The organism is Mesorhizobium robiniae (genome assembly GCF_040545535.1).
GTDB lineage: Bacteria > Pseudomonadota > Alphaproteobacteria > Rhizobiales > Rhizobiaceae > Mesorhizobium > Mesorhizobium robiniae.
In genome coordinates, this window is the sequence record NZ_JBEPMC010000003.1 from 667475 (window position 1) to 685794 (window position 18320).

The 18320-nt window shown below is 62.5% G+C and carries 15 protein-coding genes; 8 read left to right on the forward strand and 7 right to left on the reverse strand.

Annotated features, from left to right (window positions below; all coding sequences use genetic code 11):
* Positions 1-9: 9 nt before the first annotated feature.
* The 5 genes from zwf to ABID19_RS11465 form a co-directional block, all read right to left on the reverse strand.
* Complete coding sequence (zwf, locus tag ABID19_RS11445) at positions 10-1386, reverse strand: glucose-6-phosphate dehydrogenase (protein WP_354490522.1); 1377 nt, start codon at positions 1384-1386, stop codon at positions 10-12.
* Positions 1387-1402: 16 nt separating this feature from the next.
* Positions 1403-2419, reverse strand: a complete 1017-nt coding sequence (gene gnd, locus ABID19_RS11450) for a phosphogluconate dehydrogenase (NAD(+)-dependent, decarboxylating) (RefSeq protein WP_352928641.1) — start codon at positions 2417-2419, stop codon at positions 1403-1405.
* A gap of 119 nt (positions 2420-2538) precedes the next feature.
* Complete coding sequence (locus ABID19_RS11455; protein ID WP_354490524.1) at positions 2539-4950, reverse strand: glucan 1,4-alpha-glucosidase; 2412 nt, start codon at positions 4948-4950, stop codon at positions 2539-2541.
* Between the two features lie 253 nt (positions 4951-5203).
* A complete protein-coding gene (locus tag ABID19_RS11460) occupies positions 5204-5548 on the reverse strand; it encodes a hypothetical protein (RefSeq protein WP_353018202.1) in 345 nt (114 codons plus the stop codon).
* A 201-nt stretch (positions 5549-5749) separates the two neighbouring features.
* Positions 5750-7042 carry an Nramp family divalent metal transporter gene (locus ABID19_RS11465; RefSeq protein WP_354490527.1) on the reverse strand — a complete coding sequence of 431 codons (1293 nt, stop codon included), beginning with the start codon at positions 7040-7042 and terminating at the stop codon, positions 5750-5752.
* A 343-nt stretch (positions 7043-7385) separates the two neighbouring features.
* Here ABID19_RS11465 and ABID19_RS11470 point away from each other — a divergent pair, with 343 nt between their 5' ends.
* Complete coding sequence (locus tag ABID19_RS11470; protein ID WP_354490529.1) at positions 7386-9515, forward strand: DUF294 nucleotidyltransferase-like domain-containing protein; 2130 nt, start codon at positions 7386-7388, stop codon at positions 9513-9515.
* Positions 9516-9573: 58 nt separating this feature from the next.
* Here the strand turns inward: ABID19_RS11470 and ABID19_RS11475 are convergent, their stop codons facing one another.
* On the reverse strand, positions 9574-10206 hold the full coding sequence (locus ABID19_RS11475; RefSeq protein WP_354490530.1) for a hypothetical protein: 633 nt from the start codon (positions 10204-10206) through the stop codon (positions 9574-9576).
* A 282-nt stretch (positions 10207-10488) separates the two neighbouring features.
* Here ABID19_RS11475 and ABID19_RS11480 point away from each other — a divergent pair, with 282 nt between their 5' ends.
* The 4 genes from ABID19_RS11480 to ABID19_RS11495 all read left to right on the forward strand — a co-directional run bounded on the left by ABID19_RS11480 (position 10489) and on the right by ABID19_RS11495 (position 13366).
* Positions 10489-10743 carry a DUF4212 domain-containing protein gene (locus tag ABID19_RS11480; RefSeq protein ID WP_095484984.1) on the forward strand — a complete coding sequence of 85 codons (255 nt, stop codon included), beginning with the start codon at positions 10489-10491 and terminating at the stop codon, positions 10741-10743.
* A 14-nt stretch (positions 10744-10757) separates the two neighbouring features.
* Positions 10758-12623, forward strand: a complete 1866-nt coding sequence (locus tag ABID19_RS11485; protein WP_354490532.1) for a sodium:solute symporter family protein — start codon at positions 10758-10760, stop codon at positions 12621-12623.
* 109 nt (positions 12624-12732) lie between these two features.
* Positions 12733-13041, forward strand: a complete 309-nt coding sequence (locus tag ABID19_RS11490) for a YggT family protein (protein WP_354490533.1) — start codon at positions 12733-12735, stop codon at positions 13039-13041.
* A 4-nt stretch (positions 13042-13045) separates the two neighbouring features.
* Positions 13046-13366, forward strand: a complete 321-nt coding sequence (locus ABID19_RS11495; RefSeq protein WP_354490534.1) for a hypothetical protein — start codon at positions 13046-13048, stop codon at positions 13364-13366.
* Positions 13367-13390: 24 nt separating this feature from the next.
* On the opposite strand, the gene ABID19_RS11500 is transcribed toward ABID19_RS11495, so the two are convergent.
* The gene (locus ABID19_RS11500; protein WP_354490536.1) at positions 13391-14368 is read right to left on the reverse strand and encodes an AraC family transcriptional regulator; all 978 of its coding nucleotides are present in this window, start codon (positions 14366-14368) and stop codon (positions 13391-13393) included.
* A 240-nt stretch (positions 14369-14608) separates the two neighbouring features.
* Between ABID19_RS11500 and ABID19_RS11505 the strand changes: the two genes are divergently transcribed.
* The 3 genes from ABID19_RS11505 (at position 14609) to ABID19_RS11515 (ending at position 18311) form a co-directional block, all read left to right on the forward strand.
* Entirely contained in the window at positions 14609-15061 is a 453-nt protein-coding gene (locus tag ABID19_RS11505) for a (2Fe-2S)-binding protein (RefSeq protein ID WP_354490538.1), read from the forward strand.
* A gap of 3 nt (positions 15062-15064) precedes the next feature.
* Positions 15065-17284 carry a xanthine dehydrogenase family protein molybdopterin-binding subunit gene (locus ABID19_RS11510; protein ID WP_354490540.1) on the forward strand — a complete coding sequence of 740 codons (2220 nt, stop codon included), beginning with the start codon at positions 15065-15067 and terminating at the stop codon, positions 17282-17284.
* Between the two features lie 142 nt (positions 17285-17426).
* Positions 17427-18311 (forward strand): NmrA family NAD(P)-binding protein, encoded by an 885-nt coding sequence (locus tag ABID19_RS11515; RefSeq protein WP_354490542.1) that lies wholly within the window; start codon positions 17427-17429, stop codon positions 18309-18311.
* Positions 18312-18320: the final 9 nt, after the last annotated feature.

Below are 18320 nucleotides of genomic sequence, written 5' to 3' on the forward strand. Positions count from 1 at the left end.
CTCGCGAGATCATTTCGCCGGATTGATCCAGCCGTTCGGTGGTCCAAACCCGGCCATCGCATCGGCAGGACCCCATGTCCCCGGCTCATAAAGCGGGGGCGGCCTAGTGTCGCCAAGCACCGGGCCGACGATCCGCCAGGCGAGTTCGCTGGCGTCCTGGCGGGTGAATAACTGGCCGTTGCCATTCATGGCGTCGCCGATCAGCCGCTCATAGGGCGGCATGTCGTCCTTGCTGTCGTCGAGCGCGGTCAGTTCGACCTGCTCGCCGATCATGTCGTCACCCGCGGCCTTGCGCTGAGCGCCGATCGAGATCGCCACCTGCGGATCGATGCGGAAGCGCACGTGGTTGGCGTCGTCGGGCTTGATCGGGTCGAAGACGTTGAGCGGCGGCCGCTTCAGCCGGACAATGACCTCGGTGGCGTGCACCGGCATCGATTTGCCGGCGCGGATGAAGAAGGGCACGTCCTGCCAGCGCCATGTGTCGACGAAGAAACGCACCGCCGCGAAGGTCTCGACCGGCGAATTCGGCGCGACACCCGGTTCGCTCAGATAGCCTTTGAACTGGCCGCGCACGACATCATCCTTGGTCAGCGTGCGGATGGCTCTCAGCACCTGCACCTTTTCATCGATCAGATCGTCGGCGGAGCGGCCGACGGGCGGCTCCATCGCAAGCAGCAGCAGGATGTTGAGCAAGTGGTTCTCGATGACGTCGCGGATGCAGCCGACCTCGTCATAGAAGCGGCCGCGGCCTTCGACGCCGAAATCCTCGGCCATGGTGATCTGCACGCTCTCGACGAAATTGCGGTTCCAGATCGGCTCGAGGAAAGAATTGGCGAAGCGAAAATAGAGCAGGTTCTGGATCGCCTCCTTGCCGAGATAATGGTCGATGCGGAAGATCGACTGTTCGTCGAACACCAGATGCAGGACCCGGTTCAGCCAGCGCGCCGATTGCAAATCGTGGCCAAAAGGCTTTTCCACCATCAGGCGTGCACCCTGGGCCGCACCCGACTGCTCAAGGCCTTGAATGACCGTCTCGAACATAGTCGGCGGCACCGCCAGATAGTGAAGGGGATGCTGCGCGGTTCCCAGCTCGCTTTTCAGCTTCTCGAATGTCGCGGCGCTACGGTAGTCGCCGCTGACATAGCGGAGCAGGGAGGCAAGTTTCGCGAAGATCTTTTCGTCGACCTTGCCGGTCGCCTTGACGATGCCGTCGCGGGCGCGCGCCTGCAACTGCTTCACGTCCCAGGCGTCGAAAGCAACGCCGATCACCGGCTCGGTGAGCGTTCCCTTGGCGACCATGGCATAAAGTGCGGGGAAGATCTTCTTGTGGGCGAGATCGCCGGTCGCCCCGAAAAGCACCAGCGTGTCGGACCGTTCCTGGCTCATGGATGTGTCTTTCCCGTCACGAGCCGGCCTTCGGCTTTTCGACATGGCCGCCGAAAGCGTAGCGCATGGCGGACAGGAGCTTGTCGGCAAATTCGGATTCGCCTTGCGAGGAGAACCGGTCGAACAGCGCCGAGGACAGCACCGGCGCCGGAACGCCGGTGTCGATCGCCGCCTTCAGGGTCCAGCGGCCCTCGCCGGAATCGGAAACCCGTCCGCCGAACTGCGTCAGCCCCGAATCGGCCTTCAACACGCCCGCCGTCAAATCGAGCAGCCAGGAGCCGATGACGCTGCCATGCCGCCAGACCTCGGCCACCTCGGCGATATCGATGTCGAACTGGTAATATTGGGGGTTTTCCAATGGACTGGTTTCAGCATCGGCCGTTCGCTGCCGCTTGCCCGCATTCGCCGACTTCAGAATATTCATGCCCTCGGCATAAGCGGCCATGACGCCGTATTCGATGCCGTTGTGGACCATCTTGACGAAATGGCCGGCGCCGCTTGGTCCGCAATGGAGATAGCCGAAGGGGGCGGTTCCGGCATCCCTTGCGGGGGCAGGTGCTCCGGCATCGGCGCCGGGCGCCAGCGTCGCGAAGACCGGATCGAGATGCTGGACCGCGCTGTCGGGGCCGCCGATCATCAGGCAATAACCGCGCTCGAGGCCCCAGACGCCGCCGCTGGTGCCGACATCGACATAGCTCAGGCCCTTCAGGGCCAGGCGCGCCGAATGGTCGACAGCCTCATGATAGTAGGAATTGCCGCCGTCGATGATGATGTCGCCCGGCTCCATCAGGTCGGCCACCTGGTCGACGATCCGGCTGGTGATCGCCGCCGGCAGCATCAGCCAGGCGCTGCGTGGCTTGGTCAGCTTGCCGACGAACTCCTCCAGCGACGCGGTCCCGGTCGCGCCAGCCGTCACAAGGGCTGCGACGCTGGCCGGGTTGATGTCGTAGACGATGCATTCGTGGCCATCGCGCAGCAGGCGCCGCACCATGTTGGCGCCCATCCTGCCCAGTCCCATCATTCCGATCTGCATGTGTCTCGTCCTGATTCTTGAGGGATAGAAGACCTACTTGCTCTTTCGTTGGAGCATGATCTTTCAAAAAGCCGGTTTCCACTTTTCGCTAACGCGGACCTTCGGTTCGGGATCATGCCCTAGTCCAGCTTGTCGATACCAATGGAAAAGTCGACATTCTCCCAACGGCCGGCATCGGACCAGAAAAAAGTAAAGACGATCGTATTGCCCGGCGGGGTATCGGCAACGGGTAGGTCCGTGAAATGGATGCCGAAGGCATTCCCAGTCGTCTCGGCATCATAGGCGGTCGCCCAATTGTCGCTGCTCCAGTGGATCATCGCTCGCGTCAGCAGTTCGACGCGCAGCATCTTGCCTGCGGGCATGGTGCGGATCTTGTTGTTGAAGCGCCATATCCGACGCGGCGACACGGTCCTGTCCTCGATGTAGCGCTTCACGCCTTGCGGTGGTAGGTCGAAGACGGCGCCGTCGCTGAGCGAACGCAGCAGCTTGATATGCTCCGAATGCGCCCAGACCAGCGGCATGGCGCTGCCCGACGGTCCACCGTGCCGCAGTTCGCGTTCCGGCATGTCGGGACTATCCCACACCTGCTCCGGCAGCAGGCCGCCGGGCCCGGCCGAGCCTTCGAACGTCAGGAGCAGGCTTGCCGCTCTGTCCTTGCGTCCCGCTGCAAGTTCGTAATGCGCGCGCTCGCCGACCAGCAGCGGCCACGGCCGACCCTGGCCGGTTCCATCGAAGGGGGCGCCGTCGGCGTGTTCGCCATAGCCGTCGCCGGTATAACGATACCAGACAGGCCCTTGTGGCAGGTCGCAGCGCAGCCGCGCGTCGATGACCTTGACCGTGTCGACGATGCGCGGATCGTCGGCAGCCCTGAGGCCGAAGCGGACGAGCGCCAGCGCATCCGGGCTGATGATCGCCTCGGCTGGCCGGTCCGCATCGCCCGGCGGTCGGTTCTTGATCGGGACATAGCCGTGCTTCGGCGACGCCGCACCGGCGGTGTCGGGCGGCGCGATGCGGACGTAGTAGCCCGCGACGCCAACCTCTTCGCACAGTGGAGTTCCGGTGACATAGGTCCAGCGCTCGATCTGGTCATTCCAGCTATCGGCGGTGTCTCGCAGATAATTTGCCGGCTCTGCGTTGCCGCAAACGTCGAACATGTCGGCCGCCGCAAGCAGTGCGGCGATCTCGACGGCAAGCGTGAACGGGCTGTAGCCGGCGTCCTCCTCCCAGCGGTCTTCGCCGGTGACGGGACCATTGCGCACGACATAGGAGGCGGCGCGCTCGATCATCGGCAAGAAGGCGAGCAGTTTGGCGCGCGGCAGGTGCCCGGCGCGTCGCAGTGCGTCCGCCAGCAGCAGCGGGAACGCGCATTCGTCCATCTGGATACCGGGCCAATAGGCAGCGCCGTCGAGCCATGCGTTCTGCGGCCAATGACCGTCCGACTGCTGGATCGAGCGGAGATAGGCGAGAATCTCAAGCGCCTGCGCCGGATCGCCAGCGGCCAGGAAGCCGCCCGCGGTTTCGACCAGGTCGCGCGGCCAGACAAGATGATAGCCGCCAAGATCGTCGTCGCCCATGCTGAAGCCCCATGGGATCGACAGGCTGGCGACGGCTGCACCGGATTTCGCGGACGACCGGTGCGCTGCCAAAACAGCCGTGCTGACGCGATACGTGCTGATCCCGGACGCTGCATGCCGGTCGAGCGGCAGCAACCCTTTCTGCCATTTGCGCCATTTTTCGACATAGACCCCGGCAGCGGCGTCGAAGCCTTGCTTCAAGCTGGCGGAAGCAACCTCCGCCGCCTTTTGCGGCGTTGCCCCAAAGCCCAGCGCCAGCAAGACTTTTGGGTTCTCGGCCGAAAAGCCAATCTCCCCGGTCAGCGCTACATTGCCCTTCTCTGCCCTTTGATAGGCCGGATCGAGCCGGCCGTAATAATGGAGTTGCTGCCAGCCGTCGGAGACACCGACATAGCCAGCCGAGCAGGCTCCCCAAGGCAGCGACGAGGCGAGCGCCATGCAGACGCCGCGTCCCGATGCAAACAGGACAGGCTTGCCCTCGTAGTCGCCGACCCAGGCGGTGTTGCCCATGCCGGCGTTGACCAGATGCGGCGCCAGCAGCGCGTAGACGCGGTAGTCGGCCACCGTGCCTCTCAACAGGGTGAAGCTGATTTCCTGCAGCAGAACAGGACGTTCCGGATCCGTAATGATCCGCTTTTCGATCCGGTAGGTGCCATCGGCGGCGGTGTTGACAAGCCTGTAGGCGGGCACACCGTCTTCGAACGGATTGATGCTGTGGTCGGCATCGCGCTTCTCTTCCGAGAAGTAGGCGCCCGGCCCCGTGACGACCAACCCCATGTCGCGCGTGCAGGCGCTGTCGAGGCTGGGATAATAGATCTCGTTGAGGATACCGTGGCTGATCGTGAACCAGATAGGGCAGGCCGCCGAAAGCGCGGTGCCGACGCCGCTCTTGGCGCTTGATGTCCAGCGCGCCGGAATGCCGGGCGCACCCGGCGCAACTGTCGGCGTCACTGCCATCCGAATTTGGCCTCCGTCCCTTCCCTAGCCATGAGCCGATGGCTTTTCAATCGTTGCACCGCAAGTTGATCGCCAATGCTGCGCGGATTGCGTTGGCGGCCAGCGAGCCATCTGCATTTGTCTGACAATAGAAAAAACAGGGACGCCAGCGCCGGCGTCCGTCTGCTGCTGACCGGACTGATCGTAGTCGGCGTCATCACCGCCGCCGGCGGCCAGAAGGCGCTCCGCTGAACAAGCTAGGCCGAGCGGCCTGCTATTTGCTGGGCGGCCTGTAAGCTTCCAGACCGAACAACATCAGCACGACCGAGACGAGGAAAAACCCAACGGCGACGCCGAGCGCGATCCGGGCGTAGAGCTTATAGACGTCGCTCATGATGGTGCCGAACACCCGTCGCGCCGGGCCATCGGCCGGGCGCGACTTCTCATCGAGGTAAAGCCAGACTTCAGTGTGTTTGGGGTTCTTGGTACCGGCAGTCGTGGCTTTCCACATCAGTGCCAAAACCATAGTCAGCGTGAGGAATGCGCCGGAGCGGAAGGCGGACACCGGGTTGAAGGAGAAGCCGATCATGACACAGCCGATGGCAAGCGATCCGAACATTACGGCACGCCCTATGCACCCCACAGCAATCCGCCTGATCTCATCCATCGGCTGCCTCGGCAAACAAACTCGCCGAGCATGAGCGAGCGCTTCGATCGCATCAAATCACTTTAAGGCGAAATGTGTCGCTTCCGGCATCGTCTGGTCGAGACCGGCAGTGACCCGCGCTGACGGGCAACTTTCCAACGGCGTCACCGCGACCTAAATAAACCAGGTCGCGACCAGCCCCACAGAGGCGGAAAAGATTGCAATCGTAGTAGCCCATCCCAGAGCGTTGGTCGTGCGGCTGTTGACCTTGTCTCCCATGATCCGCGGGTTATTCGTCATTAGCATGATAAGCAGAAGCAGTGGCGGCGTAGAAAAGCCCTGCACGATGCCGGACCAGACGAGCGCCTTCATTGGGTTGAAACCCAGGAAATTCAGGCCAACAGCGATCAGCGTGAAGGCGCCGATCGCGATATAGAACTTTGGCGCCTCACGCGGCTTGGCATGGAGACTGTGCTTCCATCCAACTGCCTGCGCCAGATCGTATGCCGCACCTGTCGTCATGACCGGAACGGCAAGAAACCCGACCCCGATTACGCCGGCAGCGAACAGCACGCCAGCGGCTGCACCAGCGAGCGGCTTGAGAGCTTCGGCTGCTTGAGCGGCGGTCTCTACGTCGTGCTCGCCGGCTTCATAGAGCGTAGACCCTGTCGACAGGATGATGAAGTACATGATGAGGTTGGAAAAAATCATGCCGATCAGGATATCGCGGCGGGAGCGGCGCAGTTCACCGTCCGTGGCACCCTTGCGCTCCTTCAGCGTCGTTCTCCCCTCGGCAATCTCTTCCTCCACCTCCTCATTCGACTGCCAGGTGTAGAGGTACGCTGAAAGGGTGGTGCCGATGATGGCCACCAGAATGGACAGGAACTCGCGGCTGAACTCGATCTTCGGAACAAGGGTGCCCCACAGCACGGCTGCCGCATCCGGCTTCGCCATGATGGCTGAGCCGACATAGGCAAGCAGAGCCAGTGCGAGCCAGCGGAAAATGTTTCGTATGAGCGTGTAAGAGCCCCAAAGCTGGAGAGCAAAGATCACGGCCGCGACTACGATCACAATGAGGGGGATCGGAACAGGAAGGAAGATGTTGATGGATGCAGCCATGCCGCCGAGATCGGCGGCTGCTTCGATCGTGTTGCCGATCAGCACGCCCACGAGTACGGCCCAGAGCAGCCACCGTGGATAGAAGTCCTTGATCGCATGAAAAAGGCCGCGGCCCGAGACCTGTCCGAGCTTCGACGAGAGATACACGACAGTGTACATCATCGGCAGCGTTACAGGAGCAGTCCAAAGCAGGTCCGGGCCAAAACGCGCGCCGGCACTCGCATAGGTACCGATCGCCGAGCAGTCGTCGTCAGCAGCGCCGGTGATAAGGCCGAGTCCAAGTGCTCGTCCTATACCGTCTTTCTTGTCTTCCTGTGGTGAAGTGGCGTTACGATCGCGCTGCGTCATTGCGGCCACGCCGCGCCACGAACGTAATGCGCAAGCACGACCGAAACGTCGAGGACAATTGCCCAATAGATGTACCGCAGCACGGGAGTGGAACTCATTCCGGCAAACCTCCGCCGCCTCAACTCCGCAATCGGCTGCTTGTTCCCGCGCTGAGGAGATGGAACCCATCCGCTTTCGGCGGCTTATCGAGATCAGCGGCGGGTAATCTGGAGGGATGAAGGCCACTCCGCTATTGAGCGTGCTCGCCGAGGCCTGCAGGGTAAGCAAGGTCGAACTTTTCAGGCACCAGCAGAGAGCACGGTCTGGGCAAGCCGGGACGCCCGGCAGAGGAAGGCTATCGGCTATGCCGAAGGGGACGGAATTGAAGCCGGCGACCGGCGCGACACCGCTGATAGCGATTGCGGCTGCCGCCGTCGACACCGAAACAACCGGGCCCGACGCCACAAAGGCGCGTGTGGTCCAGATTGGCGCGATCGGCATTGCGCATGGCAGAGTCGTCCGGGAGCCTCAGTTCAATCGCCTCATCGATCCCGGTGAAACAATCCCGTCCGAGACCTCCCTCATCCACGGCATCACGGATGCCGATGTTGACGGAGTTGGGAGCTTCGTGGATGCGTGGGCGCAATTCCAGGAGTTCGTCGGGGACCGCATCCTCGTCGGCCACTCGATCGGCTTCGACCTGGCGGTATTGGAGCGCGAATGCCGGCGCGCCCTTTTGCCCTGGAAAAAGCCTCGGGCGCTCTGCGTCCGACTTCTTGCGACCATTGCAAATCCCAATCTGGCAGATCATTCGCTGGAGATGATCGCCGGCTGGCTTCGCCTGGAGATCGCTGGCCGGCATTCAGCCCTGGGCGATGCAATCGCGGCGGGAGACATCTTTGCCGCGCTGATTCCTGAGTTGCGCAAGCGCAACATCCGAACACTCGGAGAGGCAGAGGTCGCCTGCCTTGCCCTTTCGGACGCCCTCGAAGCCGGCCATCGCGCCGGCTGGGCCGAGCCGGTGTCGCGACCCCAGGCTCCCGCGGTTCAGCCGGTTGATCCCTATGCCTATCGCCATCGCGTCGGCAGCCTCATGAGCGGCCCGCCAGTCGTGGTGAAGTCGACCAAGCCGACAAGGCAGGTCATCGACCTCATGGTGAAGCGCAAGATCAGCTCGGTCCTGGTATCCGACCATGGAACGCCGGATCGACCGATCGAGGAGTATGGCATCGTTACCGAGCGTGACCTGTTGCGCCGCATATCGTCCGACGCCGAGCGCGCTTTTGATATGCCGGTCGCAAGCATCGCAACGCGACCGCTGATAAGCATCCGCGCCGCCGCCTTCGCCTACCGGGCGATCGGCCGCATGGATCGGCTGAAAGTCCGCCACCTCGCCGTTCGCGACGACGAGGGCATGCTGGTCGGCGTGCTTTCGGCGCGTGACCTGCTAAGGCTTCGCGCCGCCGCGGCCATCGATCTCGACGACACGATCGAGCATGCCAAGGATGCCGCCGAACTGGCGGCCACCTGGTCGATGCTGCCGGGCGTCGTGCGTTCGCTGATCGGCGAAGCGATCGACCCGCGCGTGGTGGCGGAAATCATCAGCGACGAACTTTGCTCCCTTACCCGCCGCGCCGCAGTGCTTACGGAACAACAGATGCAAATCGAAGGCCATGGCCCGCCGCCCTGCGCCTATGCCATGCTCGTGCTCGGCTCGGGCGGCCGTGGCGAAAGCCTGATGGCCCCGGACCAGGACAACGCAATTGTCTTCGCAGACGGCGAGCCGGATGGGCACGAAGACAACTGGTTCAAAATTCTCGGCGCCAAGCTCGCCGACATGCTCGACATGTCAGGCGTGCCCTATTGCAAAGGCGGAGTAATGGCCGCGAACGCCGGGTTCCGCGGAAGTCTCGACACCTGGAAGGGGCGCGTCGAAGATTGGGTTCGCCGCCTACGGCCGGAGGATCTGCTCAACGTCGATATCGTCTACGATCTGCGGCCGGTTCACGGCGACACGACGCTGGCCACGCAGTTCATCGAATATGCGTATGAGCGTGGTCATGCGGAGCCGGTGTTCGCGAAGCTTCTCGGCGAGCAGATGATATCAGGCAATCCCTTCACTGTTTTTGGCGGCTTTCAGCTTGAAAATGGCCGGCTCGACATCAAGACGCATGGCCTTTTCCCGATTGTTGCGACCGCACGCACGCTTGCAATTCGCCACGGCATTCGCGAGCGGAGCACGCGTGCCCGGCTCGAGAAATTGATCGCGCTCGATATTGGCGGCGAGCGCGACATGAAGGCGATGCTGGCCGGCCACGCCATGCTGATCGGCTTGCTGCTCGCTCAGCAGACGCATGATATCTACGCCGGTATACCTGTATCCAGCCGAATCGAGATCAATGCTCTGACGCGCGAACAGCGGGCAGAGCTCAAGAGCCTCATAAAGCACCTTCAGTCGGCACCCGATCTGGTGCGGGACCTGATGTTCGCATAACCGGCGACGCTCGGACTGGTGCAAACGCGAGGGAGGTATCGACGCGCAGCAGCAGAGCTTAGATGCGCGCGGCGCCAAGCAGTTCGTCGACGAGGGCGCTGCGATCAGCCTGCGCGAGGAAATCCTCATTCGCGCGCAGCAGGTTCATTCTCAGGAAGTTGAAAATGTAATCGTAGTCGTTGGTCAGGAGATTGGGGTGGATCGGGACCATCGCGAAAACCGTTCGCGCCAGCGGCTCGGGGATTTCGCGCACCGGCCGCGGCGGGCCGATCTGCGTGGCGGCGAGGCGCTGACGCGTCAGCTCGGCGGCATCCTCCCAGAAAGTGGCGGGGGAGCCCTCCGGAACGGCATATTTGGAGAAGCTTGCCAGGGCCGCCTTTTCCAGCGCCGCCGGCAGGCCTCGCTGGCGCAGGCCGGCAGGTTCGCGCAACGCACCCTCCACCATTTCCGTCACCATGGCGTAGCACGCGGGGTAGGCGCGCCAGCGTGAATGGTTCAGCGCCGCCTGGAATTCCTTCTCGCTGAACAGCTTCTGCCAGTAGACCCCCGCCCTGACGCGGCAGAACTCGACGATGCTTTTCTGTGCCAGGAAAGCGGCACGCGAATCCATGAAGTCAGCCAGTTCGCCGACGCTGCCGATCGGCTGCGGCTTGCGCAGGAACTCGGGCAACAAATCGTTCAGCAGGCCCATGGCGCTCTCCCTTCGGTTTTGTTTCCAACCGATGTTAACCGTTTAGCCTCCGCGATGCCGCACCGCCAGTCCTCTTACCGGTTCAAGTCCTGTCACCGATTCTAAAGTCGTATGAACAGCAGCGACAAAAAGTGATACTCCTACAAAGTTACGGTCGGCTGATTCTATACCTGGCCGCAACATCTGCCGGAGGGCTTCCGCGTCAGCGGAAGAGGCAAGCTTTAAACGGCGCCTTGCGCTCGAGACGGTTCGCAAGCTGCCACCAAGGGAGGGTTCAACGCTATGGCGACGCCAGACCGCGTAAGTTATTGGAACAAGACCAAGAGCCTCATGTTCGTCATGCTGGGCCTGTGGGTGTTCTTCGGTTACGTCATCCACATGTTCGTGGAGCAACTCAACACCATCGTCATTTTTGGCTTTCCGCTCGGCTTCTACATGGCCGCTCAGGGCTCGCTCATCGCCTTCGTCGTCATGCTGTTCTGGTTCGCACGGCGCCAGAACGCGATCGATGAAGAGCATCATGTCAATGAAGAATGATCGGGGGGACTTCAATGGCTAACACGACAGCGACTACCGCAGGCGGAGGCGATTTCACCTCCAATCTCGGCCGTATCTACGGCATCTACACCGGCGGCTTCATAGCCTTCATCATCCTGATGGCTATCTTGAGCGCCATGGGTGTCGAAAACGTTGTAATCGGCTACCTGTTCATGGGCTTCACCATCGTCATCTATGCGGTGATCGGTGTCCTGAGCCGCACCATGCATGTCGGCGAATATTACGTCGCCGGACGGCGCGTGCCGGCGCTCTACAACGGCATGGCGACCGGCGCCGATTGGATGTCGGCGGCTTCCTTTATAGGCATGGCCGGTTCGCTCTACCTGCTCGGCTATGACGGCCTCGGCTTCGTGCTCGGCTGGACCGGCGGTTACGTGCTGGTGGCCATCCTCGTTGCGCCCTATCTGCGCAAGTTCGGCGCCTACACGGTTCCCGACTTCCTGTCGGCCCGCTATGGCGGCAATCTTGCCCGTCTGATCGGCGTGATCGTTCTGTTCTCCTGCTCGTTCACCTATGTGGTCGCGCAGATTTTCGGCACCGGGCTGATCTCGGCCCGCTTCCTGGGCATCGACTTCAACGTCGCAGTCTATGTCGGCCTCGCCGGTATCCTGGTCTGCTCGATGCTCGGCGGCATGCGCGCCGTCACCTGGACGCAGGTCGCCCAGTACATCGTGCTGATCATCGCCTATCTCATCCCTGTCATCTGGATGTCGACGGTGAAAACCGGCGTGCCGATCCCGCAGTTGATGCAGGGCCAGGCGCTGGCGAACATCACCGCGCTTGAGACGGCGCAGGGCATCACGCTTCATCACATCACGCCATTCGCGCATGGCGGCTATGATGCAAAGAACTTCTTCCTGCTGATCCTCTGCCTGATGGTCGGAACGGCGTCGCTGCCACACGTCCTGATGCGATACTTCACCACCCCGTCGGTGCGTGAGGCGCGCGTCTCGGTCGCCTGGTCGCTGCTGTTCATCTTCATCCTCTACTTCACGGCGCCCGCCTATGCGGCGTTCGCCAAGTGGACGATGCTCGATCTGGTGGCGTCCGGCCTGACGCCTGAAAACATCTCGGAGAAAGCGGGATGGATGATGCGCTGGGCCGCTGCCGACAATACGCTCGTGCAGATCTGCGGCAAAGCGGCGACAGACACCGCGGCGATCGTCGCGGCCTGCGCCGAAAAGGGCGTGACGGCACTTTCGTTTGCCGACATCAACCTCAACGCCGACATGATCGTGCTGGCCACGCCGGAAATGGCCGGCATGCCTTACGTCATCTCGGGCCTCGTCGCCGCCGGCGGTCTTGCCGCCGCGCTGTCGACGGCGGACGGCCTGCTGCTGGCCATCGCCAACGCGCTCAGCCACGACATCTACTACAAGATGATCGACCAGAACGCGCCGACGTCGCGGCGCCTGATCGTGTCGCGCATCTTGCTGGTTATGGTCGCGGTGCTGGCCGCTTACGTGGCGTCGACCAAGCCGTCGGACATCCTGTCGATGGTGTCGTGGGCGTTCTCGCTTGCCGCCGGCGGGCTCTTCCCGGCCCTGGTGCTCGGCGTCTGGTGGAAGCGGGCCAATTCGGCTGGCGCGGTCGCCGGCATGATCGCGGGCTTCGGCATCACCATCTTCTACCTCGTCATGACGCAGTACGGCGCCGACTTCGACAAGGCGACGCCCAATATGGAACTGTGGTGGGGGGTGAAGAACATTTCGTCGGCGGCCTTTGGTCTGCCGGTGGGCTTCGCCGTGATGATCATCGTCAGCCTTCTCACCAAGGCGCCGTCCCGGGATATGCAGGATTTCATCGAGGAAATCCGTGTGCCGCGCGGCAAGCAGATGATGGAAGAAAAGATTGCCTGATCGCGCATAGCGATCGGCGCTCGAAGCGGGGTCCGGCGACGGACCCCGCTTTCCATTTCGGGGGCGTCGCTGGCATAACGCGGCGGCGCCGTTCCTTGGAAAATCCCACATGAACGATTTCTGGTCCTACTGGTATTTTCACATACCGAATTTCATTCTCGCCGCGGTGATGTACACGCTGATGGGGCGTCTCCTGCTCGGCCTCTTCGTGCCCGAAAGCTGGGACAATTACATCTGGCGCTTCTTTAAGTCCGTCACGGATCCGTTCCTGCGGATCGTGCGGACCGTCACACCGTCGATCCTGACCCAGCCGGTGGTGATCGTCTTCAGCGTGCTCTGGCTTATGGCCTTGCGCATCGGCTATCTCGTCTTGCTGGTCAATTTCGGCATCGCGCCGATGGCTTCTCAAGGGGGTTGAGGCAATGGACAGAAACGCTCTTGTCCCGGTCATGGCGGTCGCCATCGTCAACGGTATCTTTTCGCCGTGGGTGCTGATGGTGTTCCTGTTCTATCCGGTCTGGTATCCGGCCTGGGCGCCTCCCTTAAGCCAGATCGTCTACATGGCAAGTGCGCTGATCCTGTCGACGATAACCATCATGCTCGCCGGCGTGCCGGCCGCGCTCTATGAGCGCTGGTCGGCACAGCCCAGGAGCATTATCGTCTCGTCCATCTGGCTTGCCGGCACGGTTTTGTTGACGTTGCCGGCGCTGCCGAATGTGATGCGAGCGCTCGGCGGCGGCTGAGAATTCCCTTCGGCTCGGCCTGGATCAACCGGCTTTCAGCCAGCGGGCCGCGGCCGTGTCCTCTGGCCGCGTGCTGAACGCTGAAGCGGAAGCGGGGTTCCGGCCACGGCCATATTGCCGTGGTGTGCAGTCCATGACCCTCTTGAAAGCCGTACTGAAGGCGCTTTCGGATTCGTAGCCGAGCGACAGGGCGATGACGGAAATTGGGTCGCTGGAATTCGCCAGCCTGTCTCCCGCCAGCAGCATTCGCCAATTGGTCAGGTACTCCATCGGTGACGTACCGACCATCGCCTTGAACTTCAGGGCAAAGGTCGATCGCGACATGCCGGCACGTGACGCCAGCTCCTGCAACGTCCAGCGGTGCGCCGGATCGTCATGGATGGCGTTGATCGCTGCAGCCATCTGTTTATCTGCCAGGGCGAAAAACCATCCAACGCCTCCCAGCCCTTCCGCCAGATGCAGGCGCAGGGCCTGGACCAACATCATGTGGGCGAGGTGTTGCGCGACCAGAAAGCCGCCCGGCTGCGGCTCGTGCAGTTCCTGCATCATCCGCTCCACCGACCAGCGCAGCGCCGCCTGATCGGTTTCTTTCCGGATATGGACGATGGGCGGCAGCATGCCTAACAGCATGCCGGCATGACTGCCGGTCACGGCGAAGCGGCTGCCGACAAGAAAGAAATCACCACCACCATTATACGTCACGACGCCGCCAGCCCGGGCGGGAGGAAAAATCGTGCCGGCTCCGACAGGCGTCAAAGTCATGTCGCTTGCGAGGCGGAAAGGCCGCCCGCTCGGCAGCACGAAGCAGTCCCCCTTCTCCAGCCGCACCGCATCGGCAACGCCTTCCACTGATAGCCAGCACCCGCCGGAAACCACAGCGTAGCATTTGATAAGTTCGTGCTGGTCGGAGAACTGGATCGACCAGTTTCCACCCGCGTCGAAGCCGGCGGACACATAACTGCGCGGCTTTAGCAGCGACAGCACATCTGAAAGCGGATCCATGGGCGTCCCGGACGATTGCGAAGATAATACGGACTTTACAGCATAGATCGCATTTCCTCAACAGGCTATTTAATAACAACGTCTCCGGCATGCGACAACATCTGAACTAATAATCAAGATCATCGTAATATTTATGATGTCATAGCCATGGATAGCGCAGAAAATCTACGAACAAGACGGATAAAGTTGCGACCATCACTGGAGAAATCGGATGATCGCGCCAGTTAAGGGAAAATAGCCATGACAGCGTTCACGATCAATGGACAGGCGGTGGATCTCGCCGCTGCGCCAGATACGCCGCTTCTATGGGTGATACGGGAGCATCTGAAGCTTACCGGCACCAAGTTCGGCTGCGGCATCGCGCAATGTGGCGCCTGCACCGTTCACGTCGACGGCGAGCCGACGCGCTCCTGCGTGACGATGGTCCAGGACGTGGCCGGAATGGAGGTGACGACGATCGAAGGTCTGTCGCCGGACGCCAGCCATCCGCTGCAGCTGGCCTGGATCACTGAGCAGGTGCCGCAATGCGGCTATTGCCAGTCCGGGCAGATCATGCAGGCGGCGGCGCTCCTCAAGAGCAATCCCAACCCCACCCGCGATCAGATCGTTGAACACATGGACGGCAACATCTGCCGCTGCGGAACCTATGTGCGCATCATCAGCGCCATTCAGCGCGCCGCACGGGAGGCCTGAGCCATGACCGAGAGATTGCAGCTGCACATCAGAGCGCTGTCGCGGCGCAGCTTCCTCATCACAGCCGGTGCCACCGGCATTGCGGTTGCCTTCGGAGGCCTGCTCCAGGACGCCTCGGGCGCCAGCGTGGCGCCGACGGTCGAGGGCAATTACCGGCCGAACGCCTGGCTGACCATCGCTGCCGACGGCACTGTGACCATCATGTCACCCGCATCCGAGATGGGGCAGGGTATCATGACGACGCTGCCGCTGCTCATCGCCGAGGACATGGATGCCGATTGGCACAAGGTTCGCATCGTCCAGGCTCCATCCGACGCGGAGAAGTACGGCAACCCTGGCTTTTACGGCGTACAGCTCACCGGTGGCAGTGAATCCACGCGGGGCTATTACAAAATGCTGCGCCTGGTCGGCGCCCAGACCCGCAAGATCATCCTGGCAAGTGCCGCTGACATGCTGAACGTTCCGGTGAGCGAACTCACGACGGAGCCCAACCGGGTCGTGCACGCGCGATCGGGCCGCTCGCTCGACTACGGCGAAGTCGCCGCGGCCGGGGCGCTTCCGGATCCGCTGCCGCAGGCGACCGATGCCGATCTGAAGCCGAGCGATCAGTGGCGCTATATCGGAAAGCTGACGGTACCGCGTGTCGACGTGCCCTCGAAGGTCGATGGCACCGCAATCTTCGGCATCGACGTGCAGCTTCCTGACATGCTGTACGGAGCGGTGCTGCGGGCGCCAGTTCAAGGCGAACAGCCGGAAACCATCGACGATGCCGAAGCCAGGGCCGTGCCGGGCATCACGCACATCGTACCGTTGCCTTACGGCGTCGGCATCATCGGCGAAACGGTCGAGGCGACGAAGCGGGCCAAGGATCTGCTCAAAATCGTGTGGACCACGTCGTCGCGGATCCGCAGCTACACCAGCGATCGGCTGTTGGAAGAGTATCGCCGCATTGGTCGCGACCTCGCCCAAGCCGGCGTCAGCGCTGCCGCGGAGGGCGACGCACAGGCCGCGATCTCGAAGGCCGCAACTCTCATCGATGTCGATTACATGAGCGACCATGTTCACCACGCGACCATGGAGCCGATGAACGCTACGGCGCTGGTGACCGGCGGTACGGTTGAAATCTGGGCGCCGACGCAAGGCCCAACCGGCACCCAGGGCTTTGCCGCGGAGGTGGCAGGCACCACCCCTGACAAGGTCAAGGTGAACACCACCCTGCTCGGTGGCGGCTTTGGCCGCAAAGCCGAGGCCGACTTCATCATCGATGCCGTGTCGCTCGCCAAAGCGGTGCAAGGCCGCCCGGTCAAGGTCATCTGGAGCCGCGAAGACGATGTCCAGCATGGCAAGTACCGGCCGCTCGAGGCGCAGCATGTGCAGGTCGGGCTCGACGCCGACGGCAACATCGTCGGCTGGCGGCACCGCATCGTGGCGGATTCCATTTTTGCCCGCACGATGCCGCAGCTGTTCGAGAGCGAAGGCGGTCACGACAGTGTGGTGACCGAGGGCGCGCATTTCAACTATGCCGTCCCTGCGCATCAGATCGAGTACATCCGCAGGGATAACGGCCTTGATATCGGCTTCTGGTTCGGTGTCGGCGTTGGCTACACCAGGTTCGGCATCGAATGTGTCATCGACGAAATCGCCACCGCCAAGGGGGTCGATCCTGTGGCGCTTCGGCTGGAGCTCCTGAAAGACCAGCCGCGGGCGCGCAAGGTCATCGAGACCGTCGCCCAGATGGCCGAATGGGACCGCCAACGCGACGGGCGGGCGCTGGGCGTCGCCTATTCCGATGCCTTTGGCTCCCACTGCGCTCAGATCGCCGAGGTCTCGCTTGACCGCGAGACCGGCGAGATCCGCGTGCACACCGTGTGGTGCGCTGTCGATCCGGGAATAGCGGTACAGCCGCGCAACATCGAAGCGCTGATGATTACCGGGATTACGGGCGGCGCCAGCCACGCGCTGTTCGAGCAGATCAACATAGTCGATGGCGAGGTGCAGGAAACGAACTTCGACACCTATCGGGTGATACGCATGTCCGAGGCGCCCGACATCAAGGTCATCGTGATTCCAACGCCCGAGAATCCGATCGGAGGCGTCGGCCAGGTCGGGCTGCCGCCGATCGGTCCGGCAATCGCCAACGCGGTGGCGCGGCTCACCGACGGCGTGCGGCTCCGGCACTATCCGTTCCTGCCGGAGCGGGTGCTGGCGGCGCTCAACGCCTGAATTGGAGGTGCTCCCGCTCGCCTCGTTGCGCTCATGGCGGTCGTCTGGATGACTCAGGCGACCGCCATCGGCCGGTGAACGCGAGAGCCATCTGTCCCCGTCGATCGCGAAATACGGCCACGACACGAAGTTAGAGATTCATATGATCGTCGTCACCACACCCACAGGCAGCATCGGCCACCAGGTCCTCGAGAACCTCCTCGGCAGCGGCGAGCCTATCCGCGTGATCGCGCGCGATCCCTCCCGTCTGTCCTCGCACATCCGGCCGCGCGTCGAGGTCGTGCAGGGGTCGCATGGCGACATCGGCGTCGTCAACGGGGCGTTCGCCGGCGCCGAGGCCGTGTTCTGGCTGGTGCCCCCGAACGTCCACGCCACGAACGTCGAGGCAGCCTATGTGGATTTCAGCCGACCGGCATGCGACGCAATCAAGAGCCAGGGAGTGAAACGGGTGGTCGCGGTGTCGGCCCTTGGTCGCGGGACGGCGGTAGCCGGGAAGGCCGGACATGTGTCGGCGTCGCTGGCAATGGACGATCTGATTGCGAGCACGGGCGTGAGCTACCGGGCGCTGACGATGCCTTCGTTCATGGACAACATCCTGCGCCAGGTGGTGCCGATCAGGAACCAGGGCATGTTCTTCTGGCCAATCCCCGGGAACCGCAAGCTCCCTACCTGCGCCACCCGCGACATCGCCGCCGCCGCCGCCAAGCTGCTGCTTGACCCCACCTGGAGCGGACAAGACTGTGTCCCAATCCTCGGCCCAGAGGACCTGTCCTTCAACGACATGGCGCAGATCATGTCGCAGGTGTTGGGAAAACCAGTGCGCTTTGAGCAGATCTCCTTCGAGGCATTCAGAGCAGGTTTCATCGAACGCGGCGCCTCCGAAGCTTTCGCGCAGGCCATGGTCGACATGCTGGAGGCCAAGAACAAAGACCTCGATACCGCCGAGCGGCGTACGCCTGAGTCCACCACACCCACCAGCTTCCGCCAATGGTGCGAGGAAGTACTGAAGCCTGCAGTCGCCAGCTAAGAACCCGGC

Coding starts and splice junctions, on each gene's coding strand:
- ABID19_RS11510 (WP_354490540.1), top strand. CDS start 15,065: ATGACCGAGAGATTGCAGCTGCACATCAGAGCGCTGTCGCGGCGCAGC.
- ABID19_RS11470 (WP_354490529.1), top strand. CDS start 7,386: ATGCCGAAGGGGACGGAATTGAAGCCGGCGACCGGCGCGACACCGCTG.
- ABID19_RS11490 (WP_354490533.1), top strand. CDS start 12,733: ATGAACGATTTCTGGTCCTACTGGTATTTTCACATACCGAATTTCATT.
- ABID19_RS11475 (WP_354490530.1), bottom strand. CDS start 10,206: ATGGGCCTGCTGAACGATTTGTTGCCCGAGTTCCTGCGCAAGCCGCAG.
- zwf (WP_354490522.1), bottom strand. CDS start 1,386: ATGAGCCAGGAACGGTCCGACACGCTGGTGCTTTTCGGGGCGACCGGC.
- ABID19_RS11500 (WP_354490536.1), bottom strand. CDS start 14,368: ATGGATCCGCTTTCAGATGTGCTGTCGCTGCTAAAGCCGCGCAGTTAT.
- ABID19_RS11460 (WP_353018202.1), bottom strand. CDS start 5,548: ATGTTCGGATCGCTTGCCATCGGCTGTGTCATGATCGGCTTCTCCTTC.
- ABID19_RS11495 (WP_354490534.1), top strand. CDS start 13,046: ATGGACAGAAACGCTCTTGTCCCGGTCATGGCGGTCGCCATCGTCAAC.
- ABID19_RS11455 (WP_354490524.1), bottom strand. CDS start 4,950: ATGGCAGTGACGCCGACAGTTGCGCCGGGTGCGCCCGGCATTCCGGCG.
- ABID19_RS11505 (WP_354490538.1), top strand. CDS start 14,609: ATGACAGCGTTCACGATCAATGGACAGGCGGTGGATCTCGCCGCTGCG.
- ABID19_RS11465 (WP_354490527.1), bottom strand. CDS start 7,042: ATGACGCAGCGCGATCGTAACGCCACTTCACCACAGGAAGACAAGAAA.
- ABID19_RS11485 (WP_354490532.1), top strand. CDS start 10,758: ATGGCTAACACGACAGCGACTACCGCAGGCGGAGGCGATTTCACCTCC.
- ABID19_RS11480 (WP_095484984.1), top strand. CDS start 10,489: ATGGCGACGCCAGACCGCGTAAGTTATTGGAACAAGACCAAGAGCCTC.
- gnd (WP_352928641.1), bottom strand. CDS start 2,419: ATGCAGATCGGAATGATGGGACTGGGCAGGATGGGCGCCAACATGGTG.
- ABID19_RS11515 (WP_354490542.1), top strand. CDS start 17,427: ATGATCGTCGTCACCACACCCACAGGCAGCATCGGCCACCAGGTCCTC.